At 61.5% G+C, this 15,352-nt stretch carries 17 protein-coding genes; 7 read left to right on the top strand and 10 right to left on the bottom strand.

The features are described 5' to 3' along the window. Nucleotides 1-44: 44 nt before the first annotated feature. Both ACYP01_RS00545 and ACYP01_RS00540 read right to left on the bottom strand, forming a co-directional pair. On the bottom strand, nt 45-1,298 hold the full coding sequence (locus ACYP01_RS00545; RefSeq protein ID WP_387390650.1) for an MFS transporter: 1,254 nt from the start codon (nt 1,296-1,298) through the stop codon (nt 45-47). Between the two features lie 9 nt (nt 1,299-1,307). After that, nucleotides 1,308-2,297: an LLM class flavin-dependent oxidoreductase gene (locus tag ACYP01_RS00540; protein ID WP_039973481.1), complete on the bottom strand. Its 990-nt coding sequence runs from the start codon at nt 2,295-2,297 to the stop codon at nt 1,308-1,310. Nucleotides 2,298-2,524: 227 nt separating this feature from the next. On the opposite strand from ACYP01_RS00540, the gene ACYP01_RS00535 reads away from it, so the two are divergent. The 3 genes from ACYP01_RS00535 to ACYP01_RS00525 are packed head-to-tail and all read left to right on the top strand — an operon-like array spanning nt 2,525 to nt 4,398. Then, the gene (locus ACYP01_RS00535; protein WP_058227456.1) at nt 2,525-3,154 is read left to right on the top strand and encodes a SipW-dependent-type signal peptide-containing protein; all 630 of its coding nucleotides are present in this window, start codon (nt 2,525-2,527) and stop codon (nt 3,152-3,154) included. Nucleotides 3,155-3,161: 7 nt separating this feature from the next. Further along, nucleotides 3,162-3,779, top strand: a complete 618-nt coding sequence (locus tag ACYP01_RS00530; RefSeq protein ID WP_230359616.1) for a hypothetical protein — start codon at nt 3,162-3,164, stop codon at nt 3,777-3,779. 10 nt (nt 3,780-3,789) lie between these two features. Then, nucleotides 3,790-4,398 (top strand): signal peptidase I, encoded by a 609-nt coding sequence (locus ACYP01_RS00525; protein WP_054827776.1) that lies wholly within the window; start codon nt 3,790-3,792, stop codon nt 4,396-4,398. Nucleotides 4,399-4,750: 352 nt separating this feature from the next. Here ACYP01_RS00525 and ACYP01_RS00520 read toward each other — a convergent pair whose 3' ends face one another. From ACYP01_RS00520 to urtA, 8 genes are all read right to left on the bottom strand, one after another. Then, a complete protein-coding gene (locus tag ACYP01_RS00520; protein ID WP_042923314.1) occupies nt 4,751-4,972 on the bottom strand; it encodes a hypothetical protein in 222 nt (73 codons plus the stop codon). A gap of 114 nt (nt 4,973-5,086) precedes the next feature. Next, nucleotides 5,087-5,617 carry a hypothetical protein gene (locus ACYP01_RS00515; RefSeq protein ID WP_459678134.1) on the bottom strand — a complete coding sequence of 177 codons (531 nt, stop codon included), beginning with the start codon at nt 5,615-5,617 and terminating at the stop codon, nt 5,087-5,089. A 205-nt stretch (nt 5,618-5,822) separates the two neighbouring features. Then, on the bottom strand, nt 5,823-6,512 hold the full coding sequence (locus ACYP01_RS00510; RefSeq protein ID WP_459678132.1) for a GntR family transcriptional regulator: 690 nt from the start codon (nt 6,510-6,512) through the stop codon (nt 5,823-5,825). A gap of 1 nt (nt 6,513) precedes the next feature. Next, entirely contained in the window at nt 6,514-7,206 is a 693-nt protein-coding gene (gene urtE / locus ACYP01_RS00505) for an urea ABC transporter ATP-binding subunit UrtE (protein ID WP_459678129.1), read from the bottom strand. Nucleotides 7,207-7,209: 3 nt separating this feature from the next. Beyond that, nucleotides 7,210-8,046 (bottom strand): urea ABC transporter ATP-binding protein UrtD, encoded by an 837-nt coding sequence (gene urtD / locus ACYP01_RS00500; RefSeq protein ID WP_019744448.1) that lies wholly within the window; start codon nt 8,044-8,046, stop codon nt 7,210-7,212. Beyond that, nucleotides 8,043-9,149 (bottom strand): urea ABC transporter permease subunit UrtC, encoded by a 1,107-nt coding sequence (gene urtC / locus ACYP01_RS00495; RefSeq protein ID WP_459678126.1) that lies wholly within the window; start codon nt 9,147-9,149, stop codon nt 8,043-8,045. The genes urtD and urtC overlap by 4 nt, the downstream gene beginning before the upstream one ends. Beyond that, entirely contained in the window at nt 9,146-10,030 is an 885-nt protein-coding gene (gene urtB / locus ACYP01_RS00490; RefSeq protein ID WP_054827779.1) for an urea ABC transporter permease subunit UrtB, read from the bottom strand. Before urtB ends, urtC begins: the two co-directional genes overlap by 4 nt. Nucleotides 10,031-10,084: 54 nt before the next feature. Then, entirely contained in the window at nt 10,085-11,341 is a 1,257-nt protein-coding gene (gene urtA / locus ACYP01_RS00485) for an urea ABC transporter substrate-binding protein (protein ID WP_007735391.1), read from the bottom strand. A 267-nt stretch (nt 11,342-11,608) separates the two neighbouring features. On the opposite strand from urtA, the gene ACYP01_RS00480 reads away from it, so the two are divergent. From ACYP01_RS00480 to ACYP01_RS00465, 4 genes are all read left to right on the top strand, one after another. Beyond that, nucleotides 11,609-12,349 (top strand): TetR/AcrR family transcriptional regulator, encoded by a 741-nt coding sequence (locus tag ACYP01_RS00480; RefSeq protein WP_459678122.1) that lies wholly within the window; start codon nt 11,609-11,611, stop codon nt 12,347-12,349. A gap of 126 nt (nt 12,350-12,475) precedes the next feature. Continuing rightward, entirely contained in the window at nt 12,476-13,660 is a 1,185-nt protein-coding gene (locus ACYP01_RS00475) for an ABC transporter substrate-binding protein (protein ID WP_042452925.1), read from the top strand. Nucleotides 13,661-13,675: 15 nt separating this feature from the next. Then, on the top strand, nt 13,676-14,551 hold the full coding sequence (locus ACYP01_RS00470) for a branched-chain amino acid ABC transporter permease (protein WP_003941557.1): 876 nt from the start codon (nt 13,676-13,678) through the stop codon (nt 14,549-14,551). A gap of 68 nt (nt 14,552-14,619) precedes the next feature. Continuing rightward, the coding region (locus ACYP01_RS00465; protein ID WP_459678180.1) for a branched-chain amino acid ABC transporter permease at nt 14,620-15,352 on the top strand (733 nt) is incomplete at its 3' end.

Raw genomic sequence — 15,352 nt, 5'->3', positions numbered from 1 at the left:
GTAGCTGCGACTGCAAGTACCGCCAACTCCGTCCGAATGGACGCTCAGACCGATGCGGCTTCGAGACGCGGATGTGAGGCGGAAGCCTGGGTCGACCGCAATCGACGGAATCGGACCACGGCAACGACGGCGGCAACAGCGGCGAGGATCACCAACGGCAGTGACGGGCCCATCGTGGGTTCGATGACAACCAATAGCACCGGCAGTCCGAATCCGAGATAGGTGCCGACGTAGAAGATCCCGGTCAAAGCGCCCCTCGAGGCCGGGGGAGCCAGCGACTCGAGGTCGAGCAGTCCCTCACGCAGACACAGTCCGTAGGCCGTACCGAGGACGAGCGCGCAGACGATGAACAACCCGAGCGCGGGGTGTGCGCCGCCGACGGCGACCAGGCAGTATCCGAGCGCCGCCAGTGCGGCGCCGACCGTGCCGGCCTGAGGACCCCAATTGCGATGGCGCGCAGCGGTTTGAACCAAGATTCCAGCACCCAGAGTCAGCGCCGCCGCGAAACCCGGAAGGAGAGGGCCGGAGTAGCGGTCTCCGAGCCTGGCCGTCATGGTCACAAAAGAGACTGTTGCGCTGGCGAACACCCACGGCGCCAACGGAAGTGCCCAGAGCAGCGCATTTGCGACGGAGCGCTCCGCGCCGTCTGGCGCATTTGCGACGGAGCGCTCCGCGCCGTCTGGCGCATTTGCGACGGAGCGCTCCGCGCCGTCTGGGACGGGTGTGACGGTCGCGGCTTCTACGGAAACAGGTGTACGACTCCACACAGCTGCCGCGGTAACCGAACCCACCGACAAGAAGGCCGAGACGACAAAGGGCGTAGCGAGTGGGAAGGCGGCAAATTGTGCCAACAGACCCGAAAACAGTGGTCCCAGTGCGAAACCCGAGGTGAGTACTACGCCCGCCATCACGGTTCCGGACTTGCCGCGAAGGTCAGCCGCCCACGCGGTACCGGCGCCGATTGCCAGACCGGCACCGATACCGACAACGAGGCGCCCGACCATGAGCCCGGGCGCGTCGTGCCAGAGAAGAAGAATCAAGGTTCCGAGCGAGGCTATGAGCGCTCCGGGCAGGACGACTACAGCTCGGCCGACGCGATCCGACAGTGCTCCACCGGTCAACAGGCCGGGTAGAAGTCCGAGCGCGTAGATACCGAAAACACCGTCGAGCACGGTATGCGAAAGGCCCTCGTCCACCCGGAGAACCGGGATGAGCGAAGCAAAGTGGTTGGCGGCCCAACCCGTCGAAAGTAGAACTGCCAGTACCGAGATGAACCCGCGACGGGATGGATCGCCCATACCGGCAGCTTAGGCGGGTACCAGATCGCTCACGTCGGCGAGGAGTTCGAACGTGCGCAACCAAGCCTCGCGGTTGGTGCCGGTCGACACCGTGATCAGCTCGTCGGCCTGTGCATGCTCGGTGAACTCGTCGAGGTAGGCGCGGACCTCCGTGGGCGTGCCGATGGCGCTGTACTTGGTCATCTGCAGAACCTGCTGACCCGCGGGGGAGTCGAGCAGCATGTCCGCTTCGTCGTCCGTGAACTTGCGTCCGCGTCCGAGAAGAAGGCTGACGCGCGAACGCTTGGCCGCAAGGAAGTCCTGCTGAGCCTGCTCATGGGTGTCGGCGGCGATGACGTTGACGCCCGCGATGACGTACGGCTCCGCCAACTGCTCCGACGGCTTGAACTCGCGTCGATAGATCGCGACGGCGTCGCGCAGGGCGTTGGGGGCGAAGTGCGAGGCAAATGCATACGGCAGGCCGAGCATCGCGGCGAGCTTGGCTCCGAACAATGACGATCCGAGAATGTAGAGCGGAACGTGAGTGCCCTTACCGGGAACGGCATTGATTCCGGGGACGCGCGAAGTGTCGCCGAGGTAGCCCTGAAGCTCGAGTACGTCCTGCGGGAAGCTGTCCGAAGAACTCGGGTCGCGTCGCAAAGCCTGCATCGTCTTCTGATCACTACCGGGCGCGCGACCGAGACCGAGATCGATGCGACCCGGGTGCAGAGTCTCGAGGGTGCCGAACTGCTCGGCGATCGTCAGCGGCGCGTGGTTGGGCAGCATGATTCCACCGGCGCCGAGGCGGATTTTGCTGGTGTGCGCGGCGACGTGGCTGATCAGAACGCTGGTGGCCGAAGACGCGATGGAACCCATGTTGTGGTGCTCGGCATACCAGATTCGCTTGTAACCCCACTCCTCGGCACGCTGCGCCAAGGTCACGCTGGCGTCGAAGCTGTCTTTGGCGGTTTCGTTGTCGCCGATGTGGGCGAGATCGAGGATGGAAAGTGGGACGGCCATGAATGTGGTGCCTTTCTCAGCGAATAGAACGCAAACGTCGTTGGAAGGTGCAACCATCTGGCCGGCTTTCCTATTTCCGCCTGGTCAGCGCCCACGAATGGTGGCGAGGCGGACAAGGCGTGAAGTTCTTGTCTCGATTTCGGTCATTTCGGATATTTCGGATGAAATTGGGGGCTAGATTTCCCGAATCGGAGGTTCTTTCGCATTCCAAGTGAATCGAGACCAGCATGGCCACTGATCGGAAGGCTGTAAACAAGCGCAAAGTACGTGCGTTACTTGCCGGAGGACTTGTCCTCGGTATCGGCGCCGCTGTCACCTTGGCGGCGTGGACAGACAATGTTTTCGGCGACGCGCAGTTCAAGACGGGAAGTTGGAATCTCCAGGGCAGTTTCGACGGACTGACGACCTGGGGTGAGTATCAAGTGGACGCTTCCGCCGGCCACTTCCAATTCAGCACGGGATTCAACACACTCGCACCCGGAACGACGGTATATGCGCCGGTAGCGCTTCGGATCGGTCCCACGGCCAGCACTTCCGGCGCGACGGTACAACTACTCGGTGCGACGGGCGGTGATGCCGATCTCAAACCCGCCCTGCGGTACTCGGTGTATCGAGGTGTCTCCTCCACGGCCTGCACGGCGGCGGGAATTGGAGCAGGAACAGCATGGGTGGGCACGACAGCTAGTCCGGTGGCCTTGACGGCAGGTTCGGGTTCGGATGTCACCTTGCTAGGCACGGGCGTGCCGGTGGAACTGTGCTTCGCGGTCACGCTGCCTGCCGGAGTCGACCCTTCGATCGTGTCGGGCAAGGACACCGGGCGCTTGCTCTGGCAGTTCACCGGCCAGTCCACCCCCTGACGCCTGCGTGGTCACACGGCGAATGCGTCAGGTGTACGCACTGGCGGCCTCGGGACTCGTCCTGGGTATCGGTGCAACCACCGTGGCGGCCAGTTGGGTGGACAGCACGATGGGCGATGCATCGTTTCGCACCGGAACATTCGGAATCGAGTCGAACGTCGGCGGTGGATGGTCGTCGCATTCATCCAGTGCCCCTGGCGTTTTCACGTACACGCCCTCGGCGCTCCTGATTCGCCCCGGTGCGTTCTCGTATGGCCCGATATCTCTTCGAACAGTGCCGGTCTCGCCGGCAGCATCCGTCACTCTGCAGGCGGCCACGGTTGCCGGCGACTCAACTCTGGCGTCGGCGCTGCGGTATCGGGTGGTCAAGTCGACGACCTGTGATGCGTCGGCCTTCTCCACGGGAACACCACAATTCGTGGTGGGAAGTGCGACGGTGTTTCCGTCGCTCTCAACTGGTTCCGCAGTCGGGGCCATCGCGCTACCCACCGGTGGAGCGTCCCCGGGCGCCGCGGTGGCGCTGTGCTTCGAGATTTCGCTGCCCGCGACCTCGGCTAATTGGAGCAACTCGGCGCTGACCGGTAAAACGGCAACTCCCACTTGGCAGTTCAGTGCAACACCCTGAAGGAGCTGCAATGCCAACACATGCCCGGGCAACACATGCCCGGACGAAGAAGCGTTCGGTCCCCACGATCATCGGGGACTGCATCCTTCAGGTTCTTGCAGTCGGTGGGGTCATCTGTATCGCTTTGGTGATCTGTGCCTTCGTTTTCGACATCACACTGATCATGTTCAAGACCGGATCGATGTCGCCGACCATTCCGACCGGATCTCTGGCAGTTGTGCGGGAAGTACCGGCAGATTCCGTCGAGGTGGGCGACGTCGTCACCGTCGATCGGGGAGTGTCCGAACTGCCGGTGACCCACCGGGTCGTCTCCGCTCGTACCCAGGACAACGGCATCACGATTCTCGATCTCAAGGGTGATGCCAACGCTTCGGCTGATCCCGCGGTATACGAGGTCACCACGGTCCGAAAGGTGCTCTGGCACGTTCCGGGATTGGCGCGGGTGATCGTCTACTTCTCGAATCCTCTTGTTCTGGGGGCGATCACGCTGACCATGGCCGCTTTGGTGGTCGCGGTATTCTGGCCGCGCAATACCGATGACGACGATGATGCCGACTCGGCCGACCCGAAAACCGAACCCATTCAGGTTCTTCTACCGCCAGACGGCGGTAGACAATGAAGCGTCGCCACCTATTTTCAGTCATCGTATTGGCAGTTGCGGTTGTTCTGGGCTCTGGTTTCTCGTCTCACCCACTCCTCGGAGAGACAGAAGCTGCGTGGACAGACTCCGAGTACGTTACCGGCCCGATTTCCACCGGTTCATGGACGACGAGTGGGTACGGCAGAGGCGCCGGCGGGCTCGGGTTGTCCAGTGGCGGAATCGTGATAGATCTTTTCGGCAGTTCGATGTTCGAAGGTGTCTCACAACAGAACACGATTGGAAAGGACCTGGACACAACCAATCTGGTGGTTGCAAAGCTACTGGGCGTCAACTCGTTGTCCCGGACCGGATCGATCTCGTCGTGCGCTGCCTACTCGGTCGGGCAGCCTGCGAGCGGCCGCTGCCAGTCGGCAATTGTTTCGGATACCGATGCGACGTCGACACTCACCTCGATGACCGTGACAGTGAACTTGCTGTCTCTACTGGGGGTTGATCTGGTCAGTGCGCCGATAGTCACTGTGGCATCGCCGATTACGGCAGGGGCTGCGTGCGATACCTCGAACAGGGCATCGGTATCGGCGAGTAGCCCCACGAATCAGGTGACGGTGGGATCTCGCGTCCTCACGATTCCACAGCCTGCCGAGAACGCATCGGTGACGGTAACAGGGGCGGACGCCACTGTGAACGCCGCTGGCTTGGCGACGATTCAATACACGAACATCAAGCTCGTGAGCACGCGAACGTCCACGGCAACAACGGCGCAATCGACGCTGAGCGTGAGTCTTTCGATGGCAGCTTTTGCGATTCTGGGGGCGCAGATACTGGGCACCACAAACGTGACATTCAATCTTGTAACGGCCCAATGCGGAATTGGCAGCGCGACATACCCGGTCACGCCGCTGAGCCTCCCAACCGGATTTGCTGCGCGTGCGGTCAGCCCGACGTCTACTTCGGTGAGCGAACCCCCGTCATCGACGACTTCTTCGACCACGACTTCTTCGACCACGGCAGCTGAGACCACGGCAGCTGAGACCACGGCAGCTGAGAACACTGCAGGGATGACGACCACCGCGTCTGTGCCGACACCGACAGCAACCCCGACATCGACAGCAACCCCGACATCGACAGCAACCCCGACAACGACGGCTACACCAACTACGAGCACACCGGCGCCGGCGGATCCAATCGGGACAGCGATCCACGGCCCCGCCGATTCGAGCATCTCCGCCTTCACCACGGATACCGGACTCTCCTGCGAGGTTGCTCCTGACGCGGACTACACGAGCGAAGTTGCAGTCGAATGCTCGGACGGCACAACGGGTACGGTCCCCGGTTCTGAACTCGGCCCGCAGCCAACCGTAGCGGGGGAGTATCTCAGGATCCCCCTGACGAGAGACCACGTCACCGAAGTCTTCACCCTGAAGTCAGCGACACGACGCTGATCAGTTCCGCACAGCGTTGGCCATGGCGGCCAACGAGAGGGCCTGCCGAGCGCGGTCGAGGACAACCGCACGAGAGATGTCGATGTGCGACACCAGTGCCTCGTGTGCTTGCGGAATCTTGCCGTCCAGCACCAGTTCGACGACGGAGATATGTTCCTCCACGGTGGCCTTCATACGGTCGGGAGTCAGGTAGTCGAACATCCGCACGGGGCGCAGCTTCGAGTTGACGGCCTGCAAGGCGTCGACCAACGCGTGGTTTCCGGACGAGGCGAGGAGCGCGATGTGGAACTCCTCGTCGAGCGTCACGAAGCCGGCGTCCGGTACCGGCATCTGTTTGAGAAATGCGTACCACTTGTCGAGTTCGGAACCGAGCGCGCCTCGATCATGAGCGGGGGCCTCACCGTCTAGTACCCGCCGAAGCCCGTGCACTTCGAGGAGTATGCGCAGCTCGTAGAGGCCACCCAACTCGTCGAGGTGCGGTCGGTACGGAAAGAGGCCGTGTTCGTCGCGCTCGACCAGCCCGTCGGATTCCAACTTCGCGAGCGCTTCGCGCACCGGTGTTCGCGAGACACCGTAGAGATGGGCCAGGCGTTCCTCGCCCAGTCGTTCCGAGGGCGCGATCTGACCGGACATCAGATCGTTTCGGATCGACCGGTAAACCTGTTCGCGCAGCGGCGGCCGCACACTCATGTCAGATTGCCATCGCTCGACGAACCGCCTCGGTGGACGTGGTGCCGCCCTCACCGGTCGAGGTCACGAGTCCGGCCGCGAGAATGCTGTAATGCTGAGCAGATTGGAGCGCGAAACCGATGTGCTGCTCTACGAGGAGGACACCGAGATCGCCGCGCTCGGTGAGTTCCATGACGGTTCTTTCGATTTCGGCGACCACGTTGGGCTGAATGCCCTCGGTTGGTTCGTCCAGAATGAGGATCTTGGGCTCGGTGATCAGGGCGCGAGCGATGGCAAGCTGTTGTCGCTGCCCACCGGAGAGAAGTCCCGCGCGACGGTCGAGGAGCGTGGTGAGTGCGGGAAACAGATCCAATGCCTCTGCGATGAGTGCCTTTCCGCGTTTGCGCCCGTCGGCGACCACCCGAAGATTCTCGGCAGTTGTCAGTTGTCCGAACGACTGCTGACCCTGGGGTACGTAGGCAAGTCCGCGAGCGACGCGGGCGCTCGGCCGTAGACCGGTGATGTCCTCACCGTTCAGAAGTACCTTTCCCCGTGTGGGTTTGATCAGTCCGACGGCGGCGCGTAGCAAGGTGGTTTTACCCGCACCGTTGTGACCCATGACTGCCGCAACCCCGTCGCTGGGAACCAGCAGGGATACGCCGTGGATCACTTCGGTGCGTCCGTAGCCGGCGCGGATGTCGACGAGTTCGAGCATGATTCAGTCCTCCGGGGTCGGTTCGGTGTCGGCGCCGAGATCGGTTCCGGCAGCGGCTGTGCCGAGGTAGACCTCTTGCACCTTGGGGTCGGCTTGGACCTCCGCCACAGTTCCTTCGGCGAGTACTTTCCCAGCGGCGAGCACTGTGACGGACGTGGCGAAGGATCGCATGAAGTCCATGTCGTGCTCGACTACGACGACGGTTCGCGCACCGCCGATGCGCCGCAGAAGGTTCCCGGTCTCCTCGCGCTCCTCGAGACTCATGCCTGCGACGGGCTCGTCGAGCAGGAGCACGGAACAGTTCTGTACCAACAACATTCCGATTTCGAGCCACTGCTTCTGTCCGTGCGCCAGAATGCCCGCGGGAGTGTCTCTGAGGTGCTCCAAGCCGGTTGTCTCCAGAGCCTCCTCGATCTCGGGAAGCACACCTTTGCGCCTTCGGAGCAGGTTCCACGCCGAGCGACCGGCTCCCGCCGCGATGTCGAGATTCTGCAGCACCGAGAGCTCTTCGAAGACGCTTGCCGTCTGGAAGGTTCGCCCGACGCCGAGGCGGGCGATCTTGTGAACCTTCTTGCCGAGCAGTTGCTCGCCGGACTTAGTGATGGAACCCGTCGCGGGAACGAGTCCGGTGATGGCGTCGACCAACGTTGTCTTTCCAGCCCCGTTCGGGCCGATGAGAAACCTCAGGTCACCCTGCATGAGGGTCAAGTCGACGCCGTCGACGGCCTTGAAGCCGTCGAAGCTGACCGAAAGATTCCGTACTTCGAGGTACTCGGACGACATTCCGGCGTTGCCGCCCAGTGCTGGTGTGGGTTCGCTGGTGGCGGTTGTGTTGGTCATGACGACACCTCCACTGGTTCGGGTTGGGAGACCTTGACCGGTGGGTCGGCCGGGGTCTCACGCTTCTTGCGGTGGCGCATCAGGGCGAACAATCCGGCCACACCTGCCGGGAAGAATCCGACCACGACGATGAACATCAGCCCTTGCGCGTAGATCCATCCCGAAGGGAGTTTCTCCGAGAATGTCGACTGTGCCCATGCGACGCCGATCGCACCGAGTACCGGACCGAGAAGCGTTGCGCGGCCGCCGATCGCGACCCCGATGAGGAAAGCGATGGACGGGACGATCCCGACGTCGGCGGGGGAAATGATGCCCACGATCGGAACGAACAGCGCGCCGGCGATACCGGCGAGGAACGCCGCGGTCACGTAGGCGACCAGTTTGATGTTCGCCGGATCGTATCCGAGGAAACGTACTCGCTCCTCTTGATCACGAACGGCGACGAGGAGTTCGCCGTATCGGGAGTTCATCAGCTGGCGAATCAGAGCGACCGATGCGAGAAGAACTCCGGCGGCGATGAAGAACAACATCTGCTTGTTCGCCGGATCGTTGAGGTTGAAACCGAAGAACGTGCGAAAGCGGTTGAGGCCGTTGCTGCCACCGATCGACTGCTGGCCGATCAAGAGGATCGCGAAAGCCGCGGCGAGTGCTTGCGAGAGGATCGCGAAGTATGCGCCCTTGACTCTCCGCTTGAACACACCGAGTCCGAGGAGAAAGGCAACAGCGGCCGGCAGGAAAAGGATGGCGAAGATCGCCACGAATGGCGAGGCGAACGGTTGCCAGTATCCCGGAAGTTCGGTCTTGCCCGCGATGGACATGAAGTCCGGTACCGCGTCGCCCTTGAGTTCGGCATCGGCGATCTTGAGGTGCATCGCCATCACATATGCGCCGATTCCGAAGAAGACGCCCTGGCCGAGCGTGAGCATTCCGCCTCTGCCCCAAGCCAAGCCGATGCCGACAGCGACTATGGCGAAGCACAGGAATTTGGCCAACAGTGACAGCCTGAAGTCCGAGAGCACAACCGGAGCGACGGCGAACAGCACGATCGCGGCAAGTGCGAAACCGCCCCACACCCGAATTCGGGAATTGTTCAGGATGCTCATACGAGGCTCCTCGTCTTGACTGCGAACAGGCCCTGCGGCCGAACTTGAAGGAAGACGACGATGATGACGAACACGATCACCTTCGCGATCGACGCAGTCGTCGAGTACTCGATGAACGAGTTCAAGATGCCGAGGGCGAAGGCTGCGATCACGGCTCCCTTCATCTGACCGAGACCGCCGACGACAACAACCAGGAAGGCGTCGATCAGATAGGACTGGCCGATGGTCGGGCTGGTGGAACCGATGAGCGTCAACGCGACACCCGCGACGCCGGCGAGCCCGGAACCGAGGAAGAAGGTCGTGATGTCCGTACGACGAGAGGAGATTCCGCTCGTCTCGGCCAGATCGCGATTCTGGACGACGGCCCGGATGCGTCTACCCATCGACGACTGCTTCAGTGCGACCGAAAGTGCGATCACCGCTGCGATCGCCAACACCAGAATGAAGATGCGGGTTTTCGGCACCACGGCGCCGAAAATATCGACCCCGCCCGAAAGCCAGCTCGGCGCCGAAACATTGACTGCCGGCGCGCCGAAGATGTCGCGCGCCAACTGCTGAAGGATCAATCCGACGCCGAATGTCACCAACAGGGTGTCGAGGGGTCGGTGGTACATCCGCGATACCAGGACCACTTCGAGCAAGACACCCATCAGTCCGCCGACGACGAAACCGACGAGCAGAGAAATGATCAACGATCCCGTTGCATTCGAGATCACCTGCTGCACTACGTATGCGGTGTACGAGCCGGCCATGATGAACTCGCCGTGTGCCATGTTGATGACACCCATCTGCCCGAACGTGAGAGACAACCCCAACGCTGCCAACAGGAGAATCGATCCGATACTCAAACCCGTGAACAACTGCCCGATCACAACATCCATGACAGACGCTCCACCTCTCTACTCGTCGATTCCGTCAATTCCGCCTTTTGTCGATCAGCTACCGAGGCCCTCAGCCCAGGGGTAGTTCTTCAGGTACGGATCCGGCTCGATCGGCTGTCCCGAATCCCAGACCGTGTAGATCAGTCCGTCGGAACGGATTTCGCCGATCCGGGCAGTCTTGGTGATGTGGTGGTTGTCGCCGTCGATGGTGACGAGTCCTTCGGGCGCCTGGAAGGTCACACCGTCGGCGTTGTCCTGAATATCCTTGACCGCAAACGAGTTGGCCTTCTCGACGGTGTTCTTCCAGAGGTAGACGGAGGTGTATGCCGCTTCCATCGGATCGGACGTGGGCTTGTCCTGGCCGAACTTTGCCTTGTACGCCGCGACGAACTTCTTGTTCTCGGGGGAGTCGATCGTCTGGTAGTAGTTCCACGCCGTCAGCTGGCCTTCGACGTTCTGGACTCCGATTCCGCCGACCTCTTCCTCCGCAATGGAGACGGAGACGACGGGCATGTCGGCGGGCTTCAGGCCGACATTCGAGTATTCACGGAAGAACGCAACGTTCGAATCGCCGTTGAGTGTGTTGAACACGGCATCGGCGTCGGCTGTGCGGACCTTGTTCACGATGGTGGAGAAGTCGGTCGAACCCAGAGGCGTGTAATCCTCGCCCTTGATCTCGATGCCGTTCGCTGCCGCGTACGCCTTGATGATGCGGTTGGCGGTCTGCGGGAACACGTAGTCGCTGCCGACCAGATACAGCGACTTGACGCCCTTCTCCTTCAGGTAATCCAGAGCCGGGATGATCTGCTGGTTGGTCGTTGCGCCCGTGTAGAAGATGTTCTTCGAATCTTCCAGTCCCTCGTACTGGACCGGGTAGTAGAGCAAAGAGTTGTTGTCCTCGAACACGGGCAGCATGGCCTTGCGGCTCGAGGAGGTCCAGCCACCGAAAACTGCTGCGACGCAATCGCTGCTGATCAGTTTCTCTGCCTTCTCGGCGAACACTGTCGGCTCCGACGCGCCGTCCTCTGCCACGATCTGGATCTTCTTACCCAGTACACCGCCGGAATCGTTGATCTCCTGCACCGCCAACGAGATGGAGTCGCGGACCGTCACTTCACTGATGGCCATGGTGCCCGAGAGTGAATTCAGGGAACCGACCTTGATCGTGTCCCCCGAGGTGTCGACGCACGACGTAGCCGTCGAATCTCCCGATGCGGTGTCGGTTGCCTTGCTTCCGCAGCCGGTGAGAACCAAGCCCAGCGCGGCGAGAGCGGCCGGCGCGGCAAGGGTGCGCTTCGAGAAGGTTCGCATGTACGGGCCTTTCGTGTCGATGGCTCTGGCAGACAATGGCTCTGACAGATCTGTATCCGGAGTGCGTATACAACGCTGTATTCGTCGAGTGCACAGAGTAGGTGGAAGTTGTTGCGGTGGAATGACTGTCGGTGACAAGTGTGTGTCCGGTGTTTCGATTGGGTGTCCAGGACCTCACACCGCAGGTCAGCGAGGGTGCGGTGTTAGCATCGACGAGAAATTGATCAAGCACTCGCTTGACGATCGGAACGTCGGAAGGATCTTCTCGTGCGCTCGACCCGACGGGACGAAATACTCGCTCATGCGGCCAAGCTGTTCAGTGAGCGGGGAATCGCCGCGACGACGGTGCGAGACATCGCCGACGAAGTCGGGATCCTCTCCGGCAGCCTCTATCACTACTTCGACTCCAAGGATGCGATAGCCAACGAGATCGTCGTCCGGTTCCTCGAAGATCTCAACGTCCGGTACGAGGACTCGATCGAACCGGAAGGTTCGGCTCGAAATCGCCTGGCCACGATGGTGTCGGTCTCTTTTGCCTCGGCGGTGGATCACCCGTATGCCACGGAGGTCTATCAGGGAGAAGCCATACTTTCGTCGCAACCGGCGGACGCGCCCATCACCATCCTGGTTCAGAAGGCACACAGCTACTGGCGATCGGCTATCGCTCGCGGAATTGCCGACGCGGAGTTTCGGGAAGACATCGATCCCGAACAGTTTCACCGTCTCCTGCGTGAATCCGTCTGGTCCACCGTCGCGCAGTATCGCCCGCAGCTTTCCGAATTGGCCGAAGATCTGCAGCGCAATCTGATTTCGGTTTTCCTGGACGGCTTTGCCGCACGTTCCGTCGACGGCGAGCCGGTGGCACGCATTGCGCGGCGCACGGCGAAGAAGGAAGCGCAGACCGAATCTCTCGACTCGGACCTTGCCGAACTCCGCTCTGATGTCGACGAATTGAAGTCCGTCATTCGCGAACTCAGCTCCTCGATCCGGCAGCTGCAGAAGCCGTAACACCGCAGTTCCGGCGCGTGTAGTTCGGATTTTGACTATCAGTGTGACCCAGTGCATACTTCTGTCCACATTCGTAAATCAAGCGCTTGTTTGATTTACCAAGCATAGTTTGGACGGGAGTTCGATGTGAGACTCGGAAAGGCGATCGCCGTCTGCGCGGCAGTGGTGCTCGGGGCGAGCGCGTGCGCATCTGCCGGTGTCATTCCCGAAGACACCATCGTCATCGGTTTGGACGAGGACTCCACCGGGCCCGGTGCGTCGTACAGCACGATCGCCGGCAAGACGGTGCGGATGACCGTCGACCTGATCAACCAGGCGGGCGGAATCAACGGTAAGCAAGTCGAATTGGTTGTCGAGAACGACGAGAGCAGTCCCACCAAGACCCCGTCGATCATTCGGAAGTTGGTCGATCACGGGTCCAGTGCGGTCATCCTCGCCACGGGCAGCGGGTCGGTGCTGCAGGCCAAGTCGATTCTCCAGCAGTCGAAGATTCCTGCGATAGCTCCGGTCGTTCTCAGCGACGCCTTTGCCTCGGCGCCCGACAACGACTTCTCGTTCATGATTCCGAACTCGTTGAAGCAGTACGCCCAGGTGTACTGCGGGGCTTTCGAGAAGATGGGGTACAAGTCCCTGGGAATTCTCGGCGACGCGAGTGCGTCCATCGACGGAATCATCAAGACCCTGCGGCCGGCGCTCGAGAAGTGCGCGAGAGTGACGGGCGTCGAAAAGGCGCCGGTCGATGCCGCGGACATCACCGCACAGGTCTCACGTCTCGCGGAAACCGAACCGGACGCGATTCTGGTCGCCAGTATCGGCGGGCACTTCGAAATCCTCGCGCACAACACCTTGTCGAAGGTCACCCCGCAGACGCAACGCTTCTCACTCGCTTCCATCGGAAACCAGCCCGCATCTTGGGCTTTGGCGGACCCGAAGGCGTTGAGCGGCATGGTGTACATGGGCTCGCTCAGTGAGAACAACCCGAGAACCGCCGAACTGCGTCGCAAGGTGCAGGCGGTGAAGGGGCCTGATTATCAACTGACCGCCTACGACGCACAGGCGTACGACGCCGTCATGATGTTGGCCGAGGCAATCGAAATTGCCGGCGACCACCGAGATCGGACGGCCGTTCGTGATGCTCTTCAACAGGTTTCGGCACTTCCCGCCAGCTTCGGCCAGGACGGATTGACACTGTCGTTCTCCTCGCAGGATCACCTGGCTCCGGACAGCCTCTGCGGACTGGTGCTCGTCGAATTCGGTGAGGACAACAAGCCGGCCCATCCGTGGGATTCCTACCAACCCCCGTGCGGATAACCGAGGAGCCTTGACATGACAGACGCACAACTGTGGCTCGCAGCCATCGAGATCGGTGCATTCTTCTCACTGATAGCCCTCGGAATGTATCTCGTGGTGGTCGGCGCAGATTTCTTCAACTTTGCGATGGGCCCGTACGCGATGGCTGCGGCTATGGCGTCGAGTTGGGTCGCGATCAATTACGGGCTCGCTCTCTGGATTGCCATGCCGCTGGGGATCGCGGTAGCGGTGGCGCTGTCGATCCTGACGGAAAAGCTTGTGGTCAAACAGGTTCAGAAGCGTTCGGGTCGTGGGGAACTACCGGCGTTGGTGGCGGTGACCGCAGTACTGTTCGGGATCCAGCAGCTCGCCGGCACGGTCTTCGGCCGCACACCACTTCCCGGACAGAAGATCTTCGACTTCGATCCGATATCGGTGCTCGGTGCCACCGTCGACAGTTCGACCGTTGTACTCGTCGTCGGAACTGCCGTGATCTTCGTCGGTATCGGACTGTGGCTGAACCGGTCCACCTCGGGCCGTCTGCTACGCGCCGTCGGCGACAATCCGGATGCCGCCCGCGTCCTGGGCTTGCCGGTGGATCGGGTACGCCTCATCGCGTTCACCCTCGCGGGTGTGATTGCCGCCGTCGCCGGACTTCTGTTCGCTCCCAAGGCCGGTGTTCAGTTCACGAGCGGTCTGTCATGGACGCTGACGGCATTCATCGCACTCGTCATCGGTGGTACCGGCCGGAGTTGGGCTCCGCTGATCGGCGGAATGGTGCTGGGTGTCGTCCAGGTATTCGCCCCGTACTACTTCGGTGCGAGTGCTGCTCAAACCGCGATTCTGTTGATTGCCCTGGTGTTCTTCGCTTTCCGTCCGGAAGGCTTGCTCTCGAGGAAGGTTCGCGTCTGATGGCCTCGATTTCTACCAGTCCGCCGACGTCAAGTCCGCCCACTCCGGCCGGCAGTTCCCGGACGAGGATGCTCGCCGTGTCACGAGAAGCGCTGATCACCGTGGTCGTGGTTGCTGCCGTGCTGCTGTGGATGGGGCCGAGTCTGTACCGGCAGGATCTGGTGTTCCTCGCTGCGACGTATTCGCTGATCGCACTCGGCATGTACGTGCCATTCGTGCTCGCGGGATCACTGTCGATGGCGTACAGCGCGTATGCGGCGATCGGCGCGTATGCCGTTGCGCTGATCTCGGTTCGGACCGGGTTGTCGATGTGGTGGGGATGGATTCTCGGGGCCCTCGCCGCTGCAGCGGTTGCGGTACTCCTCAGCTTGGCAACGCAGAAACTCTCCGGCTTCTACCTTGCCGCGGTGACCTTGTTGTTCGGCATCGCTTTCGAGCACTGTTTGATCGACGGGCCGAGTTTCACCGGAGGTTCGGCCGGGATCTCGGGTGTCGAGACTGTGACGATGTTCGGCTGGGAGCCACCGCGCTACGCATTGGTCGTGTTCGCGATCTTGTTCGTGTGTCTGATCGCGGTCGCTGTCGATCGACTCCGGAAATCGGTGTGGGGGCTGATGTTGCAAGCTGCCCGCGACAATCGTAATGTCGCACGGTCTTCTGGCGTCAATCCCGCTCATCTAACCGTCGTGGCGCTGGCGATCGGTGCTGCGATCGCGTCGACCGGCGGATCGCTGTTCACCGTGTCGGTGCAGGCTGTCACTCCTGAAACCTTCACTCTCAGTATTGTTTTCCTTGCGATCT

The sequence above is a fragment of the Rhodococcus sp. no. 34 genome, assembly GCF_054589475.1.
This window is presented reverse-complemented; position numbering and strand designations above follow the sequence as displayed.